Origin of the sequence: Microbispora sp. NBC_01389, assembly GCF_045040095.1 — a bacterium.
In the GTDB taxonomy this organism is placed as follows: Bacteria; Actinomycetota; Actinomycetes; order Streptosporangiales; family Streptosporangiaceae; genus Microbispora.
In genome coordinates, this window is the sequence record NZ_CP109552.1 from 5,794,726 (window position 1) to 5,815,698 (window position 20,973).

Here is a 20,973-nt window from a genome sequence, read left to right on the forward strand (position 1 = left end):
CATGGCCACGGAGGCACCCTCCCTGCCACGCCGGCGGTCACCCGGCCTGCCCTCGGGCGCCCGCGGCCTGGCCGGTTCCGGGCTGATGATCGTTCTGGCCTTCGTCGTGTGGGAGATCGTGGTAAGGGCCACCGGCACGCCGTCCTACGTGCTGCCGGCGCCCAGCGCGATCCTCTCGACCGCCGACTGGACCCAGGTGCTCGACGCCGCCCGGGCCACCGCGATGTCCGTCGTGGCCGGGTTCGCGGTGGGCAACGCGGCCGGGCTGGTGCTCGCGCTGCTCATCTCGGCCTCGCCGGTGCTCGCCGCGCTCCTCTACCCGTTCGCGTTGACCCTGCGGGCGATCCCCATCGTCGCGCTGGCGCCCTTCATCACGCTGGCGTTCGGCCGTGGCACGGCGTCGACGGTGGTCGTGGCCGCCCTCATCGTGTTCTTCCCGACGCTGGTCAACGTGCTGCTCGGGCTGCGCTCGGTCGAGCGCGAGGCGCTGGAGCTGATGCACGTGCTCGACTGCGGCCCGCTGACCGTCTACTGGCGGGTGCGGCTGCCCGCGGCGATGCCGGCGTTCTTCGACGCCATGCGGATCGCCGCCCCGGCGGCGGTGCTCGGCGTGATGACCGCCGAATGGGTCATCGGCGGCGACGGCCTGGGCAAACTCGTCATCAGCTCGGCGCTCGCGCTGGAGTCCGAGCGGATGTGGGCCGCGATCCTCACCTCCACCGCCCTGGCGGGACTGGTCTTCGCCCTGGTCGCGGTGGCGGAGCGGCGGCTGCTGCGCTGGGTGGTGCGGTCATGACCGCTGGTTCCGGGGCTCGGCCCCTCCTGTTGCGCTGCCGTACTCTCCTGGCCCACGCCGATGCCGTGCCGCTGGAGGACGCCGGGGTGCTCGTGGCGGACGGGACGGTCGTCAGGGTCGCGCCGTTCGCCGACCTGGCCGGCGACGTGCCGGCGGACCGTACGGTCACCCTGGACGGGACCGTGCTGCCCGCCTTCATCGACGCGCACTCGCACCTGCGGGGGCTGCCGCTGGCCGAGCAGGGTGTCGCCGACGCCTGCCTGGAGGTCTGGGTCGTACGACTCACCGGGACGACCGCGCTCGACCCCCATGACGACGCGCTGGTGGCCGCCGCCGAACTGGCGGCCACCGGGGTCACGACCGTGCAGGCGATCCACCACACCTTCGCCCCGCCGGACGAGTACGCGGCGGGTGTCCACGCGGTGGTCTCCGCACTGGAGAAGGCGGGCCTGCGCGCCGAGCTGGCGCTCGGCCTCACCGACCAGAGCGAGTTCCTGCCCGAACGGGCACCCGCGGCCTGGCCGGGGGCCGAGCGGCTGGCGGCGCCCGAGCGCGGAGTGGCCCCCGCCGGCTTCCCCGGCCTGTTCGCCTCGACGGCCGCCGGCCTGCACGGCACCCGGCGGGTACGGCTCGGCGTCGCTCCGGTTGCGCCCCAATGGTGCTCGGACGCGGCGCTCGCCGCGCTGCGCCGCTGCGTCGCGGGCGGCCTCCGTGTCCACACCCACCTGCTGGAAAGCCGCCGCCAGCGCGCCTGGTCGGCGGAAGGCGACCCGATGAAGATGCTCGACCGCTCCGGCCTGCTCGGCCCGGAACTGTCGGCCGCGCACGGGGTCTGGCTGACCGAAGCGGAGATCAGGCTGCTCGCGCGGCGCGGCGCCGCGCTGGTGCACTGCGCCACCTCCAACCGCAGGCTCGGCTCCGGGGACGCGCCGGTACGCGCGTGGGTGGACGCGGGAGTGAACGTGGCGCTCGGCCTGGACAGCCAGCACGAGTCCGCGCCGGACATGTTCGCGGAGATGCGAGCCGCGCTGGCCACCGCCGAACGGGCGGGTGGACCGCTGACCCCGCGGGAGGTACTCAGAATGGCGACCGAGGGCGGCGCCGCGGCGACCGGCCACGCGGGGCGGCTGGGCCGGATCGCACCGGGCCACCGTGCCGACCTGATCGCGGTCGCGTCCAGGCCCGGACGCGGCGACGTGGCCGATCGGATCGTGTACGAAGCGGTTCGTGCGGACGTCGCCGACGTCTTCAGTGCGGGACGCCGCCTGGTGGAGTCCGGGGTCGCGTTGTGCCGGACCGAGACGGACGCCGCGCGGACGCGGCTGCGCGCGACGCTCGCCGCCGACCAGGCCGCGCGGGCCGCGCGGCTGGCCGCTCTCTCGGCGCATGAGGAGCGGTTGCGCGGCCTGCTCACCGGGGTGGAGGCGTGATGCGCGTGCTTCCGGTGCTCCCCGAACCCGTCTGCCGGGCCGGTGACCTGCTGGGCGAGGGGCCGGCCTGGGACCCGGTGACAGGCGCGCTGCTCTGGGTCGACGTGCTGCGCTGCCGGGTCTACCGGCACGTGCCGCACACCGGCGAGACCTCGTTCCGCGAGTTCGGGCACGCCGTCAGCGCGGTGCTACCGCGCGCAGGCGGCGGGCTGATCGTGGCCGCGCGCCCCGGCCTGATGCTGCTGGACGCGGCGGGCGTGCTGGAGCGGACGGTCGAGGTGCCGGGCGAGCCCGCGGGAAACCGGCTGGGCGACGCCGGGGTGGACCCGGCCGGGCGCCTGTGGTTCGGAACCCTCGACGCGGACCTGCTTCCCGGCCGCGGCGGGCTGCATCGCATCGCCCCCGGCGCGGCGGCGCCGGAGCGGATCCTGGACCGGACCAGCGTCGCCAACGGCATCGGCTGGTCGCCGGACGGCACCCGGATGTACTTCGTGGACAGCGCCACCCGGCGGGTCGACGTGTTCGACTACGACCCGGCGACGGGCACGGCGAGCGGCCGCCGCCCGTGGGTGACCGTGGAGGACGAGGCCGGCGTGCCGGACGGGCTCGCGGTGGACGCCGAGGGCGGGGTCTGGGTCGCACTCTGGCGCGGCGGGCAGGTGCGCCGCTACCGGGAGGACGGCGGCCACGACGCGACCGTCCCGCTGCCGGTGCGCCAGGTGACCAGCTGTGCCTTCGGCGGCCCGGAGCTGGACCGGCTGTACATCACCACGGGCCGGGTCGAGATGGACCGGCGGCGGCTGGCCGCCGAGCCCGAGGCCGGAGCGGTGTTCGCCGCCGACGTCGGGGTGCGCGGGGTGCCGGTCCCGCCGTACGCGGGCTGACGCGCGGCATGACCGGCGCGCGCGGGCCCGCCACGGGCGGGCCGCAGGACGGGACGAGGAGGGACGGACGATGACCATCGCGCAGGGGTTCGAGAGCTCCGACGCCGCCGGGCCGTACGGCGGGGCGAGCGCCACGGGACGGGACGGAACGCCGGACAAGGACGCCGGGAAGGGCGCGGGGATGGGCGGCGGGATCGTCCCCGGCGTCTTCCCCGGAGCGGAGTCGATGCGTCCCACGCTGCTCGGCGAGCGCTGGGCGGTGGTGGCCGGGCACCCGCTGGTCAGCCAGATCGCCGCCGAAGTGCTCGGACGCGGCGGCAACGCGGTGGACGCCGGGGTCGCCGCCGGCCTCGCCTCCAACGTCGTGCAGGTGGACATGGCCAACTTCGGCGGGATCGCGCCGATCCTGGTCCGACCGGCGGGGTCCGGCGCCGTGCGCAGCGTGGCGGGGGTCGGTGTGTGGGGCCGCGAGGCCACCCTGGACGCGCTGCTCGCCCGGTACGGCGGGGCGCTGCCGCTCGGCGGTGCGCCGTCGATCGTGCCGGGCGCGCCGTCCGGCTGGATCACCGCACTGCGCGAGTTCGGCACGATCGGCTTCGCCGAGGCCTCGGCCCCCGCGATCGCGCTGGCCGAGGACGGCTTCCCCGTCGACACGCGCACCGCGGCGAGCCTGGCCGTGATGGGCCGCGGGTTCGGGGCCTGGGAATCCAGCCGGGCCCGGTACTGGCCGCGCGGGCGCGCACCGCGGGCGGGCGAGCGGCTGGTCCAGCCCGAACTCGCCGCGCTGCTGCGCGCGCTGGCCGACGCCGAGAGCGCCGCGCTCCGCGCCGGCGCGGATCGCGACGGCGGGCTGCGGGCGGCGCACGACGCGTTCTACCGGGGAGAGCCCGCACGGGCCATCGCCGCGTTCGTCACCGGCGCGGGCGGCTTCCTGGACGCCGACGACCTCGCGGGGTACGCCGCCGAGGTCGCCACCGCCCCCGCCGTGCGGTTCGCCGGCCGCTCGGTGCACGTCACGCCGTCGTGGAGCCAGGGCCTGATCGTCGCGCAGGCGCTCGGCATCCTGGACGGCTACGACCTGGCCGCGGCCGGCCACAACAGCGAGGAACACCTGCACCTGGTGACGGAGGCCCTCAAGCTGGCCTTCTCCGAACGCGAGCGGTGCTACGGCGACCCGGCGCACACCGGCCTCGATCCCGCCGAACTGCTCGCCCCCGCCCATCTGGACGCTCTACGCTCCAGGATCGGACCGCGCGCGCTGCCGAACCTGCCGACCCTGCCGTCCGGCACACCCCGGCTCGGCTCCACCACCGCGGTGGTGGTGATGGACGCGGACGGCACCGCGTTCGCGTCCTCGCCCAGCGACACCATCGACGGCGCCCCGATCATCCCCGGGCTGGGCATCCTCTGCTCCCCTCGGGGCGTGCAGAGCCGCCTGGTCGCGGGCCACCCGAACGCGGTCGCGCCCGGCAAACGGCCGTGCGTCACCCCGGCCGCGCTGATCGCGCTCGACGGCGACACGGGCGGCGACACGGGCGGCGACCTGGCGGTCACCGCGATGGCCTGCCCGGGCGGTGACGTCATCGTCCAGGCGATGCTCCAGGCGTTCCTCAACGGCACGGTCTTCGGCATGACCGCGCAGCAGGCCGTGGAGGCACCGCGGGTGTTCGGCTCCAGCTACCCGGGCGGCTTCCACCCGCATCCCTCCGGCGACGGCCTGCTGCTGGTCGAGGACCGCGTCCCCTCGACGGTGCGCGACGGCCTGGCCGCGCGCGGGCACCGGGTACGGCCCTGGCCGGCCTACGAGTTCGACGCCGGGTCCGTCCAGTCCGTGGGCGATCTGACGCCCCCGCGCTCCGGCGAGCGACGGGTCCTCGCCGCGGGCGCCGACCCCCGGCGCAGCGCGTACGCGATCGCCCGATGAGCACTCACCGGCCACTACCCCTGGAGAGCAGTCACTTGGACACCGAAGAGGCCGTTGAGCTTTTCGTCAACGGAACCCTGATGCGCGGTCTCGCGCTGCACCCCAACCTGGCGGGCGCCGAGTTCCTCGGCGAGGCGCGCACCGCGCCGCACTACCGGGTGCACTCGATCGGGGACGTGCATCCCGGCATGTACCGGCTACCACCGCAGGAGGCCGCGTCGCGTGGAGTTTCGGTCGCGGGGGAGGTCTACCGCGTTCCGGCCGAGACACTGCGCCGGGTCGAGGACGGCGAGCCCCCGGGCCTGTACCGGGGTCCGGTCGAGCTGGCCGACGGCCGCGTGCTCAGCGGCATCCTCTACCCGCGCGAGCTGGCCGAAGGCGTTCACCTGGACATCTCCCCGTACGGAGGCTGGCGGGAGTACACCGCCGCCCTGCCCGGACCGGTCCGCGCGGGCGCCGTGGCCACCTGGACCTGGCACCACAGCGGCGTCGTCGTGCCGAACCTGGACGAGGCCATCGACTTCCACCGGCGGGCACTGGGTTTCGAGGTGGTCTTCGAGGCACGCGGCATGACCGACCTGATCCGCGCCACGGTCGGGCTGCCGGACGTGCGCTGCGACCTCGCGCAGTGCGTCTCGCCGGTGAGCGGCCAGCGGCTCGAGCTGCTCGCCTTCCACGACGTGCCGGCGGGAACCGACCCGCGGCTGCCGGTGTGGCCGGGGATCGGCCACACGGCCTATCTGGTGGACGACATCGACCTCGCGCTGGCCGAGCTGACGGCCGCGGGCGGCGAGCTGATCGGCCGGATCACGGAGTACGCCGAGGGGCGCGCCGCGTACTGCTGGACGCCTTCGCGCACCATCGTCGAGCTGGAGGAACACCCGTGCCCCAGCCGCTAGGCAAACGGGACGACGAGAACACGACGCGCACCCGGGACGAAAGAGAAGGAGTCACGGTCATGGACGGTCCGACGCTGGTTGAGCGGTACTTCGCGATGGTGCGGATGCGCCGGTTCGAGGAGGCGTGCCTGGCGGGCGTGCCCACCAGGGAGATCCACGGCGAGCTGCACATCGGAATCGGCCAGGAGGCCGTCGCCGCGGCCATGATCGGCACGCTGCGCGACGACGACGCCCTGGTCAGCACGCACCGCAACCACCTGCATGCGCTGGCCAAGGGCGTGCCCGCCCAGCCGATGCTGGCCGAGATCTACGAGCGGGCGACCGGGCTGTGCGGCGGTTTCGGCGGCCACATGCACCTGTTCGACCTGGAGCGCAGATTCTCCACCACAGGCATCGTCGGGTCCACCCTGCCGGTGGCGCTCGGCCACGCGTACGCGGCGCGGATCGAGGGCCGGGACTCGGTCGCGGTCGGCGTGACCGGCGACGGCGGAGCCAACACGGGGGGCTTCCACGAGAGCCTCAACATGGCGGGCGCGTGGCGGCTGCCGCTGGTCGTGCTGATCGAGAACAACGAGTGGGCCATCTCGGTGCCGTTCGAGGAGTCGACGGCAACACCCACGCTGGCCGAACGGGCCGCCGCGTACGGCGCCTGGGGACGACGGGTGGACGGGCTCGACGTGGAGGCCGTGGCGGAGGCGTTCGGCGAGGCGGTCGCGCACGCCCGCGCCGGGCACGGTCCGGCCGTGCTCGAGGCCACCTGCTATCGGTTCCGCGGCCACTACGAGGGCGACCTCGACCTGTACCGGCCGGCGGGCGAGAAGGACCGCCGCCGCCAGGAGCAGGATCCGCTGTCCCTCACCCGGGAGCGGATCCTGGCGCGCGGCGCGGCCACCGGGGCCGAGTTGGACGCGGGCGAGGAGGAGGCCGCGGCGGCGATCGCCGCCATGCTCGCCGCGGTCCGCGCCGACCCCATGCCCGACCCCGCCACCGCCCGCGACCACGTGTTCGCCGGCGCGGCCGCCCAGAAAGGCCTGATCTGATGAACACCGGCACCGCCGTACGCAACATCAACGTCTCGCAGAGCATCGCCGAGTCGCTGCGCCTGGAGATGGAGCGCGACAGCCGGGTCCTGGTGCTCGGCGAGGACGTCGGCCTGCAGGGCGGCGTCTTCGGCAGCACCCGCGGCCTGCAGAAGGCGTTCGGCCGGGACCGGGTGCGCGACACGCCGATCTCGGAGATGGCCTTCACCGGCATGGCGGTGGGCCTGGCCATGGAGGGCTACCGGCCGGTCGTCGAGATCATGTTCGTGGACTTCGTCGGCGTCTGCCTCGAACAGGTCTACAACGCCGCGGCCAAGATCAGGTACATGACCGGCGGCCGGGTCGCCATGCCCATGGTGATCAAGACGGCGGGCGGCTGCATCGGCTCGGCCGCGCAGCACTCGCAGTGCCTGTGGGGCACCTTCGCGCACCTGCCCGGGCTCAAGGTGGTCGCGCCATCCTCTCCGTACGACAGCAAGGGGCTGATGGCGGCGGCGGTGGAGAGCGATGACCCGGTGGTGTTCATCGAGCACAAGGGCCTGCTGCTGCAGAAGGCCGGCTCGTTCGCGCACGGCGCCGAGGTGCCCCGCGAGCGCTACACGGTTCCGCTCGGCCGGGCCGCGGTCGTGCGGCCGGGCACCGACCTGACCCTCGTCACGCTCAGCGCCACTGTCGGGGAGAGTCTGGCCGCGGCCGGAGAGCTGGCCGCCGAGGGTGTGGACGTCGAGGTGGTGGACCTGCGCAGCGTGGTCCCGCTCGACCTGGACACGGTCGCCGCCTCGGTGGCGCGCACCGGGCGGCTGCTCGTGGTGGACGAGGACTACCTCGGCTTCGGGCTCAGCGGCGAGGTCGTCACCGGCGTGATCGAACGGCTCGGCCCCCAGGCGCTGCGCCAGGTCGCGCGGCACGGAACGCCCGACGTGCCGGTGCCCGCCGCGATCACCCTGGAGCAGGCCGTGGTCCCGCGGCGCGCCTCAATCGGGCAGGCCGTACGCGCGATGGGTGCGGCCTCGTGAGCGACTCCTCGATCGTCGTCGTGGTCGGCGCGGCCGGCGCACTGGGCCGCGCCGCGTGCCACGCTCTCGCGCATCGCGGCCACACCGTGTGGGCGGCCGACGCGGTCGATCCCTCCGCCGCCCTGCCCGGCGGCGATGGTCACCGGTCGAGCCTCGTGGACGTGACCGACCAGGAGTCGGTCGACCGACTGCTGGCCCAGGCCGGCGAGGCGGGGCGGCTGAGCGGCCTGGTGTACGCCGCGGGCGTCAACTACACGGGCCCGGTGGCCACGACCGACTGGGCGGAGTACGACCGGCTGATGGCGGTCAACCTGCGGGGCGCGTTCCGTACCGGCCGGGCCGTCGCCCGGATGCTCGCGGCCGACCCGCACCCCTTCGGCGCGGTCTTCCTGGCCTCCACGGCGGGACTGCGCGGAGAGGCGGGCGGCTCGGTCTACTGCGCGTCCAAGTTCGGCCTGATCGGCTTCGTGCAGAGCTTCGCCGCCGAGATCGCCGGACACGGCGGGCGGGCCAACGCGGTGTGTCCCGGGAACGTGGACAGCCCCATGCTGCGGCACCTGGCGGCCCAGGTGGCCGAGCGCGAGGGCGCGACCGAGGCCGAAGTGCTCGCCCGGTTCGCGGACGCTTCCGCTTTCCGCCGCCTGCTGGACCCGGCCGAGGTGGGGCGGGTCTGCGCCTGGCTCGTCTCGCCGGAGTCCTCCGGGATCAGTGGCCAGACCGTGGTCGTCGACGGCCCGCCACCCGCCGGCTGACCTCATCGACATCCATCCGTCCATCCCGCGGCTCAGCCGTACCGAACCACAGGAACACAATGATCTCGCTGGACAGTGTCATCGCCGACACCTCCGCTCTCATCGGCATCGACAGCCAGAACCCCGGCCCGCTCGAGGGCAAGTGCGCCGAATGGGTCGGCAACCGGCTCGCTGACGCGGGCCTGGCTCCCGAGCGCATGCCGGTGGTCGAGGGCCGTGACAACGTCATCGCGCGGGTGCCCGGCGACCCGGCCGCACCTCGCCTGGTGCTGCTCGGCCACATGGACACCGTCCCGGTCGGCGAGGGCTGGACACACCCGCCGTTCGGCGCGGCCATCGCCGGCGGCCGCCTGTACGGCAGGGGCGCCTGCGACATGAAGGCCGGACTCGCGCTGGCGATCAACCTGCTGGACGCCCTGACCGCCGGGGGCCGCCCGCCGCGAGGGGACGTCGTGCTGGTGGCCACCGTGGACGAGGAGGCCCCGGACATGGCGGGCGCGCACCGCCTCGTCGAGAGCGGCTTCCTGCGCCCCGACGACCAGGTGCTGGCGCTGGAGCCCACCGGGATGCGGCTGCGCATCGCGCAGATGGGCCTGCGTTGGCTGACCGTGCGGATGCACGGCCGGATGGCCCACGCGGGTCGCGCCCATCTCGGCATCGACGCCAACCACCTCACGGCCAAGCTGGTCGACCGGCTCAAAACGGTCTTCGCGGCCCTGCCGTACGAGGACCCGGTGCTGGGGCGGCCCCGCTTCACCTGCGGCGTCGTCAAGGGCGGGGTGGCCACCAACGTGGTGCCCCCCTCCTGCGAGGCGCGCCTGGACGTGCGGATCGTGCCGCCGATGACACCGAAGCAGGCCCAGGCCATGGTCGAGCAGGTCGCCGCGGGAGTGGTGGCCGAGCATCCCGGCGCGCGCTACGAGATCGAACCGCTCGGCGCGGAGCGCCCGCCGGTCCGCGCGGCGGACGACGCGCCGATCGTTCGCGGCATCCGGGCCGCCTATCAGGCACATGTGGGAGGGCCGGTTCCGGTCGGAGGCGCCGACGGGCACGAGGCGTACACAGACGCGTCCATGGTCGCCGCGCTCACCGGGAGCACCTCGTGCACGGTCTTCGGCCCGGGTGCGACCGACCAGGCGCACACCGCCGACGAGTACGTCCCGCTGGCCGATCTCGACCTCGGAGCGCGACTTCTCTGGACATTGATGGACAATTGGTGATGTATCGTTACTTTCCCGACGTTTGGGAGGTCTAGCGACGTTTTCGGGAGGGACATGACGGGCGACGATCCTCACGGGGGTTCCGACACTGTCGAGGCCCTGCCCACCGTCGCCCAGGTGCTGGAATTCCCTTCGCTGCGGCAGGGCCGTCCCCAGGTCGTGGCCGGCGCGGCCGGGCTGGACGCGCCCGTGCGCTGGGTGCACGTGAGCGAGCTGCCCACCATCGCGCCGATGCTGCGCGGCGGCGAGCTGATCCTCACCACCGGCATCGCACTGGCCTCCGACGACGCCTCCCTGGCCCGGTTCATCGACGAACTGGCCGGGGTCGGCGCCGCGGGGGTCGTGGTCGGGCTTGGACCGCGCTTCCTCGACTCGGTGCCGCAGGCGATGCGCTCCAGTGCCGAGCGGCACCGGCTGCCGCTCGTGCTGCTGCTGCGCACCACGCCCTTCGTGGAGATCACCGAGGATGTGCACTCGCGCATCCTGGAGAAGCAGATCGAGGAGCTGCGCGCCTCCGAGCGCATCCATGGGGCGTTCAACGAGCTGACGGTCGAGGGGGCCGAGCCTGGCGACGTGCTGCGCCAGGTCGTCAGGATGTCCGGACGGCCCGCCGTGCTGGAGAACCTCGCCCACCAGGTCCTGGCCTTCGACACCGCGGGGCGGCCGGCCGAAAACGTGCTGGAGCAGTGGGAGGCCCGCTCTCGCAGCGTGCAGACCGGTGCCCGCACCGCCTACGACCAGCCCACCGGCTGGCTGGTCACCACCGTGGGAGCGCGGGGGGAGGACTGGGGCCGGCTCGTTCTCGTCTCGGTCCCCGGCCCCTCACCCCGGCTGACCATGCTCGTCGAGCGGGCCGCCTCCACGCTCGCCCTCGGCCGGCTGGTCACCCGCGACCTGGAGACGCTGGCGCTCCAGACACACCGCACCTTGCTGTCCGGGCTGCTGTCGCCCAAGCAGACCAGCGCGGAGGTCGCCCTGGAGGCCCGTGCCGTCGGGGTCCCACTGGACGGCCGCCAACTGGTCGCGGTCGTGCTGCGCACCCGCGAGACCCTGCCGTCCAACGCCTACGACAGGCAGGCCGCACTGCGTGCCGTGGCCGGGGTGGCGACCGGCGCCGTACGCGAGGCGGGCCTGCTCGCCCTGGTCGGCCCGGTCGAGGACGCCATGATCGGCATGCTGGTCTCGCTCGGCCCGCGCGAGGACGGCCACGCCGCGGTCGAACGGCTGGCCACCCGGATCCGCCGCGGAGACCCCGACGGCCGGTACGTCATGGCCCTCGGCGATCCCGTGTCCTCGGTCTCCGAGGTGCGGCGGGTCATGCTCGAGACCATCCAGGTGGCCGACGCGGCGATCCGGATGCCCGAGCGACGTCCGTACTACCGCCTGCCCGACCTGCGGCTGCGCGGCCTGCTCCAGCTGATGCGCGACGACGCCCGGCTCCAGACCTTCGCCGAGCGCGAGCTGCGCCCGCTGCTGCTGTACGACGAGAAGCACGGCACCTCGCTCGTCGCGCTGCTGCGCGCCTACCTGGAGTCCGGCCGGAACAAGACCGCCGCCGCGGAGGCCGCGCACGTCTCGCGCGCGTGGATGTACGAGCGGCTCACCCGGATCAGCCGCATCCTCGGCGCCGATCTGGAGTCCGAGGAGGTGTGCGTCTCCCTGGAGGTCGCTCTGATGGCGCTGGACGCCATCCGCGGCTGACGACGCTCCCGCGCTCCGGCCGGGTCAGCCGGTGACCGTGGCGGTGCTGGAGGCAGCTGACGCGGGAGTGGGGGTGAGGAAACGCGAGGCGAGCAGAACGGTCCCGACGCACGCGAGCTGGAGCAGCGGGGCCACGACCGGCGCGCGCAGGGCGAGCAGCCCGCCGAGGGCGGCGCCGCCGATCAGTCCGGCCAGCAGCAGCCCGCTGAGCTGGACGTCGCGCAGCGGCTTGCCCGCCGTCAACCGCGTCACCAGCGTGGTCAGCGTGCCGGTGAGGTACGTCGTGGACAGGCCCGGCACCCCGAACCGCTGCACGCTGCTGCTCTGGATGCCGAGAGCGCACGCGTTGAGCGCCAGCAGGCCGAGCGCGCCCATCTCCGACACCTCGCCGCCCGCGACCATCCAGAACGCGGCGTAGATCACGAGCACGGCCAACTCGACGGTGAGCGCCCGGCTGATCTGGGCGGGCCAGACCGGGTCGTCGGTACGTGCGCTGCCGGCCAGGCGGTGGCCCACCGCGCAGCCGATCACGAAGCAGGCGATCGCCACGCCGGCGTGCAGGGCGAGCGGCCCGTTCCCTTGGGCGCCCGAGACGCCGAGGAGCACCATGTTCCCGGTCATCACGCTGGTGAAGGCGCCGCCCAGGAGGAGCAAGCCGATGGCATCGGTCGCGCCACTGTTCAAGGAGAGCAGCACGACCAGCAGGTCACGCTTGCGGGAAGCACCGGACAAAACAACTCCTAGGGGATTTCGGCACGAGGCTACATGGGCGGCAACCGTGGGGGACGTGCCGATATGTCCGGTATTGCCTGCCTCGCCTTGACGATCTGTCGGCACGCGCGCCGCCGACCAAAGATAACTTGCGAGAATTACCCATCTCCAAAGTTATCCGCGTGCCGACGCCGCGCAACAAATCGAGGGTTTGTGTTTTCTGTTTCCAGAAAATCAGAAAATCGGTACGCTGCCCCTCGTGACGACCTCCGGAACCCCGGCCGTGACCACTTCCGTGACCACCGCGTGCAAGCACTGCGGGGCGCCCATCGACCAGCCCGTACGGCGGGGCAGGCCACGGGAGTACTGCCCGGACGGCGACTGCCAGGCGGCGGCCAAGCGGGAGCGGGAGCTGCGCCGCGCGACCCCGGGCCTGGAGGGCGCGCTGGCACGGGTGGAGGACCTGTACGAGCGCATGGAGAAAGGCCTCGCCGCGGCGATCGACCCGCTGGCGCGGGTGCTGGAGCAGGAGCTGAGCCCGGCGGGGGTGGAGGCCAAGCTGAGCGCGGTCCAGGCGGAGGCGCACACCAGCGTCGCCATCGCCCGCGCCGAGCGGGAGCAGGCTCTGGAGCAGGTGCGCCTCGCCCGGGAGGCCGCCGAGGAGGCGCGGCGGGACGCGGAGGAGGCCCGCCGCCGCACGGACGAGGCCTACACGGAGCGGGACACGGCCTTCGCCGACGCCGAGACCGCCCGCGAGCAGGCTCTCGCCGCGCTGCGCGAGGCGGCCGCCACCGAGCGCCGGATCAGGCAGGAGGCCGATCAGGCGACCCGGCGGGCCGAGGCCGCCGAGGCCGCCCGCGAGCAGGCCGTACGCGAGCTCGCCGACCGGGTGGACAAGGCCACGGCCGAGGTGCGGCAGGTGCGGGAACGGGCGGCGCGGGCCGGCGAGGAGCGCGACCAGGCGCAGGCCGGGGCGCGGGCGGCGCGGACGGAGGCCGAACTGGCCCGCCGCGCGCACCGGGAGGCGGAGCAGGCGAGCGCCGCCGCACTGGCCCGGGCCCAGTCCGCCGAGTCCGAGCGTGACCGCGCGGTGGCGCGGGCGGAGGCCGAGCGCGACCGGGCCGTCGCCCAGGCCCAGGCCGAGCGCGACCGGGCGCTGTCACGGGCGCAGGCCGCCGAGTCGGCCCGCGAGGAGGTGGTCGCGGAGGCCGCCCGCCTGCGCGCCGAGGCGGCGCAGGCCGAGGCGCGGGCCCGTGCGGCGGTCGCGGAGGCGGAGCGCGCGGTGGGGGAGTCCCGTTCGGCGGTGGCCGAGCGCGACCGGGCCCAGGCCGCGCTGTCGCTGGAGCTGTCACTGGAACGGGCGCGGCTGGACGACCTGCGTTCACAGCTCGACGTGGCCAGGTCGGAGGCCGCCCAGCTGCGCGAGCGGGCGGTCGCCGCGGAGCTGCGGGCCGCGGGGGAGGCCCCGCCGGCGGCCCGGTGACGCACGGCGGTCAGGTCCCGGGCGGAGGGGTGACCGATGCGGAGAGTGGAAAGGGAATTGTCCGCTCCTTTCCACTCTCAACCTATAGCGCACCGGGGGCCTTGCCACAAGACCCCCGTCATGCCGCACAATCGTCGGCCGGGGCCGGGCCGCGCCCATCGGGGGACGGCGGCGCACCACCGGACCGGATCGGATCGGAGCCGATGCTGTGAACCCCTTGACCACCAGTGCGTTCGACCTTCCCGACCATCTGTCCCACAAAACAGGCCCGGAGCTGATCGCCGGGGACGAGCGGCACTTCGCGGCCATCGCGGAGAGCCTGCTGGAGTCGGTCGCCGACCTGTCCGGCCGTCTCGCCGCCGAACGCAGGGCGCCCGGCGGCGAGGGCCGGGAGGCGCTGGACCGCGACCTGGAGATCCACCGGCTGACCGCCCGCCTGCGTACGCTGCGCCGCTTCGGCCTGGACCTGTGCCTCGGGCGCATGGTCGGTGCGGACGGCTCCGAGCCCGTGTACGTCGGGCGGCTCGGCCTCACCGACAGCGCGGGCCGCCGGCTGCTGCTCGACTGGCGTTCTCCGGCGGCCGAGCCGTTCTTCGGCGCCACCCACGCCAACCCGATGGGCCTGGCGAGCCGCCGCAGGTACCGCTGGTCCGGGGGGCGGGTCAGCGACTACTGGGACGAGGTGTTCACCCCGGACGGTTTCGAGGGGAACGCCGCGCTGGACGACCAGTCCGCGTTCATCGCCAGCCTGGGCGGCAGCCGGTCGCCGCGGATGCGGGACGTGCTCGGCACGATCCAGGCCGACCAGGACGCCGTCATCCGCGCGGGATCGCGCGGCGCTCTCGTCGTCGACGGCGGCCCGGGCACGGGCAAGACCGTCGTCGCCCTGCACCGCGCGGCCTACCTGCTGTACGCCGATCCCCGCCTGGGCCGGCGCCGCGGCGGCGTGCTGTTCGTCGGCCCGCACCAGCCCTACCTCGCCTACGTCTCCGACGTCCTGCCCAGCCTCGGCGAGGACGGCGTACGGACCTGCACCCTGCGGGACCTGGTCGCCGAGGGGGCCGCGGCCGGGATCGAGACCGACCCGGAGGCGGCCCGCCTGAAGTCGTCCGCCCGCCTGGTGGAGGCGATCGAGCCGGCCGTCAGGTTCTACGAGAACCCGCCGGCCACGGAGATGACGGTCACCACGCCGTGGTCGGAGGTCCGGCTGAGCCCCGACGACTGGGCGGAGGCGTTCGAGGCGGCCGAACCCGGCACCCCGCACAACGACGCGCGCGACCTGATCTGGGAGGAGCTGCTCACGATCCTGGTGGACCGCCACGACGGCGACGCACCGCCCGACCTGGTCCGGCGGGCGCTGCTGCGCGACAGGGAGCTGCTCACGGTCTTCAACCGGGCCTGGCCCCTGATCGAGGCGGCCGACCTCGTCGGCGACCTGTGGTCGGTGCCCGCCTACCTGCGGATGTGCGCCCCCTGGCTCAGCGTGGAGGAGATCCGCGCGTTGCGGCGCGCGGACGCGGACGCGCAGGCCTGGACGGTGTCCGACCTGCCGCTCCTGGACGCGGCGCGGCAGCGGCTCGGCGACCCGGAGGCCGCACTCCGCAGGCGCCGGAACGCGGCCGCCGTCGCCGCCCAGAACGAGCACATGACCCGGGTCGTCGAGAACCTGATCGAGGCCGACGACTCCGAGATGCTCGTGATGTCGATGCTCCGCGGGCAGGACATGCGCGACGCCCTGGTCGACGAGGCCGCGCTGGCCGCCGGCGACCCCGACCAGCTCGCCGGTCCGTTCGCGCACATCGTCGTGGACGAGGCTCAGGAACTGACCGACGCGGAGTGGCGGATGCTGCTGCGCCGCTGCCCGTCCCGGAGCTTCACCGTCGTCGGGGACCGCGCCCAGGCCAGGCACGGGTTCACCGAGTCGTGGCGGGAACGGCTGGAGCGGATCGGGTTCGACCGGATCACCCTGGCCTCCCTGAGCATCAACTACCGCACGCCGGAAGAGGTCATGGCGGAGGCCGAGCCGGTCATCCGAGCCGTGCTCCCCGACGCGAACGTGCCGGTCTCCATCCGCAGCGGCGGCGTCCCCGTAACGCACGGCCCGGTGTCGGAGCTCGGCCCGGTCGTCGGCGCGTGGCTCGCCGCGCATGCCGAGGGGACCGCCTGCGTCATCGGCGACCCCACGTTCGAGGAGACGCCGCGCGTCCGGTCGCTGACCCCCGAGCTGTCGAAGGGGCTGGAGTTCGACCTGGTCGTGCTCGTCGACCCGGACGCCTTCGGCGAGGGCATCGAGGGAGCCGTCGACCGCTACGTCGCGATGACCCGGGCGACCCGGCGGCTCGTCATCCTCACCAGCCGTTCGGAGAATCTCAGGGATTCTCGTTCCTGATTCATCGGCATCAGCCAGGCCGGAGCCTGGTCTTACGTCGCCTCCACAGGCGTTTGGCGTCTCCGGGGAACTGCCCGGCGACGTGGAACTACGCGGCTTGCCGCTCGCGGTTCATCGCCTCGAGGCGGCCTTGAGCGGCGTGGGCGCGTGGATCTCGGTGACGGTGCCGTCGTCGTCCACGATCGTGGCGAACGTCTTCACCCCGACGTCGAGACGCTCACGACCTCAGGTGTGGGCGGGTCCGCTGACTCCGAACCACCGCTGCATGGCTGTCCGGAGTGCTTCGATCTCCGTGGGGCCGGGCCGGGGCGACGCGGATGCCCAGGCCACATAGCCGTCCGGTCGAAGGAGCAGGGCGGTGGGGGTGGGGATGCGGGAGCGCGCCGTGACGACATCGATCTGGTCGTGCCGCAGGGCGGGTGTGTCTGCCAGCGATGCCTCTTCGGTCAGGTCGAGCAGCAGAGGGCGCGCGTTTCTGGTCAGCTCGGCCAGGCGGACCGGTCCGCCCGAGGTGTCCAGGTCCATGTCCGGGGCGAACCGGCCGGTCAACGGGTGCGCCTCGGGTTCGCCCATGTCGTAGCGGACGTCGGCGCCGGCGAGGAGCTCGGCCAGGCGCTGTACGGCGCTTCGGTCGCTGAGCAGTTCGGTGAACACCTTGCGCAGTCCGGTGACATCGCTGCCGGGGGCTATCAAGGCCGATTGCGCCTGCGCGTTCAGCACCATGCGCTCGGCGGCCGATCGCCGCTCTGTCTCGTAGCTGTCCAGCAGCCCGGCCGGGGCGCTTCCGCGGATCTCGGCAGCGAGTTTCCAGCCGAGATTGACCGCGTCCTGCAGGCCGAGGTTGAGCCCCGGACCGCCTCCCGTGGCGGCGTACACGTGCGCGGCGTCACCGATCAGGAACACCCGGCCGTCGGCGAACCGTTCGGCGATCCGGGTGTTGCCGCCGGTCAGCCGGCGCAGCACGTGCGGCCCCGCGCCGTCGGGCGGATCGAGCGGCACGTCGACGCCGAGCACGCGGCGGATGCTCTCCCGCAGCTCCTTCAGGCTCATCGGAGCGTCGGTCGCGGGCGTGTCCCACTCGGTGGTGCTGATCAGCGGTGGGTGGCCAGGTAACGGCGCGTAGGAGAACCCGCCGTGTTCGGTGCGGTGGGGCAGGAACGGAAGAACGGCGCCATGGCCGGGCACGTTCAGCGCACCGGTCGCGGGATCGACGCATTCCGCCGGGACCGTCGCGTGCGCTGAGAGCACAGTCATCCGGTCGTAGGTGACGCCGGGGAATGCGACGCCGGAGAGCTTGCGCGTGGTGCTGTGGGCTCCATCCGCGCCGACGAGGTACCGGGCCCGCAACTGGTAGGTCCCGCCCGGGCCCGCGACGTCGATGGTCACCCCGTCGTCGTCCTGTGACAGGCCGGCGAGCTCGTGTCCCCGGCGGATCTCCACGCCCAGTTCGACGGCGCGCTCCTGCAGGACCTGCACGATGCGTCGCTGCGGCACCGGCAGGGTATGGACGGGGCTGTCCCGCAGCAGGCTCAGGTCCAGGCCGATCGCGCCGAACATGAAGTATCCGGAGTTCGGCCGCGGAGGGTGTGGGCTACCACTGAGACGTTCGTGCAGTCCCCGGTGGTCGAGCACTCTCACGACCTGGCCGAGCAATCCGTTCGCCTTCGGTTCTTCGCTGGGCTCGATCAGCCGCTCCAGCACGACCGGCCGGGCCCCTGCCAGGCTCAGTTCGCAGGCCAGCATCAGCCCGTTCGGGCCACCACCGGCGACGACGACATCTGGGATCACGTGCTTCTCCTTGGTTCGTACGAAAAGGACAGGAGGAAGTCAGGCTAGTACAAAGTTGCGTGCGCGCAAATTTGCGTGCGCGCAACTAAGCTATGCTGAGACGGTGGCGACGAGACGGACGGGGTTGCGCGAGCAGAAGAAGCAGGCCACCCGAGAGGCGTTGCGCGCGGCGGCCCTGCGGCTGGCTCTTGAGCGCGGACCGGACAACGTGCGCGTCGATGACATCGCCGAGGCCGCCGGCGTCTCACCGAGGACGTACAACAACTACTTCTCCAGCCGCGAACAGGCGATCGTCGCCGCCGTGGCCGGCGAACGAGAGGCACGAGTCGCGGCGGCGGTGATCGACCGGCCCGACGGCGTCGGCCTCTCCGACGCCGTTGTCGAGGCCATCGTGGATCAGTACACCGCCTCGGACGCACCCGGCCAGGAGGCGCTGCTGCTGGTCACCACCCGCCCCGCGCTGCGTGACGCGTTCATCGACACCACCACCGCGATCGAACGTCCCCTCACCGAGGCCATCGCCGAGCGTCTCGGCGATGGCGACCCGCACACCGCACGGGTGCTCGCGGCGAGCGTGACCGCCGCGGTCCGCGTGGCGATCGAGCAGTGGCTGCAGACGACTGTCTCGTCCTTCACGGCCGGCGGGCTCGTCGTGCCGTCCGGCTCGCTGCCGGACCTCCTGCGCGCCGCGCTCGCACCCCTCACACCCGCACTCGACGCCGCGGAGCAACGAGCACTCCGCCACCGGCATCGGTGAAATCGAGATCCGGCCGGTGGTGCTCGAGCCCGCCGAGTACGCCGCGCTGAGTCCGTAACGCGAGGACTACCCGCGGACGCAGATTGAGCACCGATTAGGTTTCCGCGCCGCGCCCGTCTGTACGTGTGAGATCGACTCACGGGAGGCTGGCACGATGCGGAAACTGATCTTCGCCATGAACGTGACCCTGGACGGCTACATCGCCGCGACCGGCGACGACATCGGCTGGAGTGGGGGTGAGGGACCGGACTCATCGCCGAGCGCCGAGCTGTTCCAGTGGTGGCTCGACCGGGAGCGGGCGAACGAGATGTTTCTGTACGGGCGCAAGCTGTGGGAGGCGATGAGCTCCTACTGGCCGACCGGCGACCAGCGGCCCGACGCCACCCCGGCGGAGATCGAATACGCGCGGAACTGGCGGGACACGCCGAAGGTGGTGTTCTCGTCGACGATCGACAAGGTCGACTGGAACACCCGCCTGGTCACCGGCGACGCGGTCGCCGAGATCACCCGGCTCAAGGCCGGGGACGGCGGCCCGATGGGCATCGGCGGCGCGACGCTCGCCGGGGCGGCCATGCGGGCCGGGCTGATCGACGAGTACGCGCTGGTCACCGTGCCGGTCCTGGTGGGCGGCGGCACGCCGTTCTTCACCGCGCTGGACAGCTGGGTGCACCTGAACCTGGTCGAGACGCGGACATTTCCCGGTGGCGTGGTGCTGACCCGATATGAAGCGAGGCGATGAGCACGGGCCGAATGCTCGGCGCGTGAGGCCAGGTCGAAATCCTTCTGGCGTGCTCACCGTGACCCTCGGCGATGAGGGCGACGTCGTCGTCGATCGTGACGATGATCTTCGGGGTATGCAGATGCCCCGCCGGCAACGCCGGCGGGGCGGTGGTGTTCGCGTCGCCGCGTTGGTGCTCAGCCGGCCGGGGTGCTCATTCGGCGGTGGCTTCGGCGACGGCGACCCGTGCGCTGGACTCATCGACGATGGGGCCTTTGCCTGACGGCAGTGTCGGGGGCAGGCCCAGCCATGGTTTGCCGGTCGCGTCGAATCCGGTGAGCTCGGCGAGCTTCCCGTCGACGATGTGCAGGACCGCGATGTTGAACAGCCGGTATTCCGGGTCGTCGGGGGTGCGGAGGTACAGCACGGCGGCAGGCATGCGGTTGACCGTCGTGGGGATGCAGCGCCAGTCGTCGTGGCCGCGCTGGAAGAGCCCGCCGGAGACCCAGCCGTCCACCGCGTCCCTGGCCGTGACGATCAGAGTGCCGGGCAGCATCGCGAAGCGCAGGTCGTCGCGCAGCAGGGCCGTCAGCCCGTCGAGGTCGTTGCGCTCATGGGCGTCCATATACGACTTCACCACGCCGCGCTCGTCATCCGACAGCTCGTGCGTGGCAGGGCTCCGCCAGTCGAGGCGGCGGTCGGGCAGCTGCTCGCGCATCGTCACGCGCGCCCGCTGCAGTGCGCTGGTCACCGATGCGACGGTCAGCTCGAGGGCGTCGGCGGCCTTCGACGCCGGCCAGCCGAGGACATCGCGCAGGATGAACACCGCCCGCTGCCGCGGCGGCAGGTGCTGGACGGCGACGATGAACGCCAGCTCGATCGTCTCCCGAGCCACCACCGATTCCTGCGGGTCCTCCGGGAGCATCCGGTCCGGGTAGGGCTGCAGGTAGCGCACTTCCGAGCCCGCGCCCGGCAGTCCGGCAGGCACGGGTGTGCGGTCGTTGCGCTTCTCCAGGAAGTCGAGGCAGGCGTTCGTCGCGATCCGGTACAGCCAGGTCCGCAGCGCGGCATGGCCCTTGAACGACTCCCGCTTGTTCCATGCCCGCAGGAACGTCTCCTGCGTCATGTCCTGGGCGTCCTCGTAGTTCGCGAGCATCCGGTAGCAGTGCACCTGCAGCTCACGCCGGTAGCGCTCCGTGACGAGCGCGAACTGTGCCGCGTCGTTCGAGCGGGCCGCCGCGATGAACGCGGCCTCGTCGTCGGCTGGCGGTCTGGCGTCGGTCATGGTCGTCAATCCTTCCGCGGATGGCGAGGGGCTACCAGAACCGACGACGTGGCGGAGGATTTCCGATCGGTGAAGCCGTCCGTGCCGTCTGAACCCGGCGGCGCTCGAGGAGCTGACGAGCTGGATAGACACCTACCGGCTGACCCACGAGGGGCAGTTCCGGCGCCTCGACGACGTACT

At 73.2% G+C, this 20,973-nt stretch carries 17 protein-coding genes; 14 read left to right on the top strand and 3 right to left on the bottom strand.

Features of this window, described 5'->3' with window-relative positions:
• The first annotated feature begins 1 nt into the window (after position 1).
• From OG344_RS25645 to OG344_RS25690, 10 genes are all read left to right on the top strand, one after another.
• Entirely contained in the window at positions 2 to 796 is a 795-nt protein-coding gene (locus OG344_RS25645) for an ABC transporter permease (RefSeq protein ID WP_405085275.1), read from the top strand.
• Positions 793 to 2,226: an amidohydrolase family protein gene (locus OG344_RS25650; RefSeq protein ID WP_405085276.1), complete on the top strand. Its 1,434-nt coding sequence runs from the start codon at positions 793 to 795 to the stop codon at positions 2,224 to 2,226. Before OG344_RS25645 ends, OG344_RS25650 begins: the two co-directional genes overlap by 4 nt.
• On the top strand, positions 2,226 to 3,110 hold the full coding sequence (locus tag OG344_RS25655) for an SMP-30/gluconolactonase/LRE family protein (RefSeq protein ID WP_405085277.1): 885 nt from the start codon (positions 2,226 to 2,228) through the stop codon (positions 3,108 to 3,110). The genes OG344_RS25650 and OG344_RS25655 overlap by 1 nt, the downstream gene beginning before the upstream one ends.
• A gap of 70 nt (positions 3,111 to 3,180) precedes the next feature.
• Positions 3,181 to 5,034, top strand: a complete 1,854-nt coding sequence (locus tag OG344_RS25660) for a gamma-glutamyltransferase family protein (RefSeq protein WP_405085278.1) — start codon at positions 3,181 to 3,183, stop codon at positions 5,032 to 5,034.
• A gap of 35 nt (positions 5,035 to 5,069) precedes the next feature.
• The gene (locus OG344_RS25665) at positions 5,070 to 5,933 is read left to right on the top strand and encodes a gamma-glutamylcyclotransferase (protein WP_405085279.1); all 864 of its coding nucleotides are present in this window, start codon (positions 5,070 to 5,072) and stop codon (positions 5,931 to 5,933) included.
• Positions 5,934 to 5,992: 59 nt separating this feature from the next.
• Positions 5,993 to 6,973 carry a thiamine pyrophosphate-dependent dehydrogenase E1 component subunit alpha gene (locus OG344_RS25670; RefSeq protein WP_327045826.1) on the top strand — a complete coding sequence of 327 codons (981 nt, stop codon included), beginning with the start codon at positions 5,993 to 5,995 and terminating at the stop codon, positions 6,971 to 6,973.
• Positions 6,973 to 7,989: an alpha-ketoacid dehydrogenase subunit beta gene (locus OG344_RS25675; protein ID WP_405085280.1), complete on the top strand. Its 1,017-nt coding sequence runs from the start codon at positions 6,973 to 6,975 to the stop codon at positions 7,987 to 7,989. Before OG344_RS25670 ends, OG344_RS25675 begins: the two co-directional genes overlap by 1 nt.
• Positions 7,986 to 8,741, top strand: coding sequence for an SDR family NAD(P)-dependent oxidoreductase (locus OG344_RS25680; protein ID WP_405085281.1), 756 nt, complete (start codon positions 7,986 to 7,988; stop codon positions 8,739 to 8,741). The genes OG344_RS25675 and OG344_RS25680 overlap by 4 nt, the downstream gene beginning before the upstream one ends.
• Before the next feature lie 59 nt (positions 8,742 to 8,800).
• Positions 8,801 to 9,961 carry a M20 family metallopeptidase gene (locus tag OG344_RS25685; protein WP_405085283.1) on the top strand — a complete coding sequence of 387 codons (1,161 nt, stop codon included), beginning with the start codon at positions 8,801 to 8,803 and terminating at the stop codon, positions 9,959 to 9,961.
• 54 nt (positions 9,962 to 10,015) lie between these two features.
• A complete protein-coding gene (locus OG344_RS25690; RefSeq protein ID WP_405085284.1) occupies positions 10,016 to 11,662 on the top strand; it encodes a PucR family transcriptional regulator in 1,647 nt (548 codons plus the stop codon).
• 24 nt (positions 11,663 to 11,686) lie between these two features.
• On the opposite strand, the gene OG344_RS25695 is transcribed toward OG344_RS25690, so the two are convergent.
• Positions 11,687 to 12,394 carry a YoaK family protein gene (locus OG344_RS25695; RefSeq protein ID WP_405085285.1) on the bottom strand — a complete coding sequence of 236 codons (708 nt, stop codon included), beginning with the start codon at positions 12,392 to 12,394 and terminating at the stop codon, positions 11,687 to 11,689.
• A gap of 238 nt (positions 12,395 to 12,632) precedes the next feature.
• On the opposite strand from OG344_RS25695, the gene OG344_RS25700 reads away from it, so the two are divergent.
• Together OG344_RS25700 and helR are read left to right on the top strand one after the other, a co-directional pair.
• Positions 12,633 to 13,856 carry a hypothetical protein gene (locus tag OG344_RS25700; RefSeq protein WP_405085286.1) on the top strand — a complete coding sequence of 408 codons (1,224 nt, stop codon included), beginning with the start codon at positions 12,633 to 12,635 and terminating at the stop codon, positions 13,854 to 13,856.
• Between the two features lie 208 nt (positions 13,857 to 14,064).
• A complete protein-coding gene (gene helR / locus OG344_RS25705; RefSeq protein WP_405085287.1) occupies positions 14,065 to 16,245 on the top strand; it encodes an RNA polymerase recycling motor ATPase HelR in 2,181 nt (726 codons plus the stop codon).
• Between the two features lie 225 nt (positions 16,246 to 16,470).
• Here helR and OG344_RS25710 read toward each other — a convergent pair whose 3' ends face one another.
• Positions 16,471 to 18,033, bottom strand: coding sequence for an FAD-dependent monooxygenase (locus OG344_RS25710; RefSeq protein WP_405085288.1), 1,563 nt, complete (start codon positions 18,031 to 18,033; stop codon positions 16,471 to 16,473).
• Between the two features lie 103 nt (positions 18,034 to 18,136).
• On the opposite strand from OG344_RS25710, the gene OG344_RS25715 reads away from it, so the two are divergent.
• Together OG344_RS25715 and OG344_RS25720 are read left to right on the top strand one after the other, a co-directional pair.
• Positions 18,137 to 18,790: a TetR/AcrR family transcriptional regulator gene (locus tag OG344_RS25715; protein WP_405085289.1), complete on the top strand. Its 654-nt coding sequence runs from the start codon at positions 18,137 to 18,139 to the stop codon at positions 18,788 to 18,790.
• Between the two features lie 154 nt (positions 18,791 to 18,944).
• Positions 18,945 to 19,529, top strand: a complete 585-nt coding sequence (locus OG344_RS25720) for a dihydrofolate reductase family protein (RefSeq protein WP_405085290.1) — start codon at positions 18,945 to 18,947, stop codon at positions 19,527 to 19,529.
• Positions 19,530 to 19,722: 193 nt separating this feature from the next.
• Here the strand turns inward: OG344_RS25720 and OG344_RS25725 are convergent, their stop codons facing one another.
• Positions 19,723 to 20,793, bottom strand: a complete 1,071-nt coding sequence (locus tag OG344_RS25725; protein ID WP_405085291.1) for an RNA polymerase subunit sigma-70 — start codon at positions 20,791 to 20,793, stop codon at positions 19,723 to 19,725.
• Between the last annotated feature and the right edge of the window lie 180 nt (positions 20,794 to 20,973).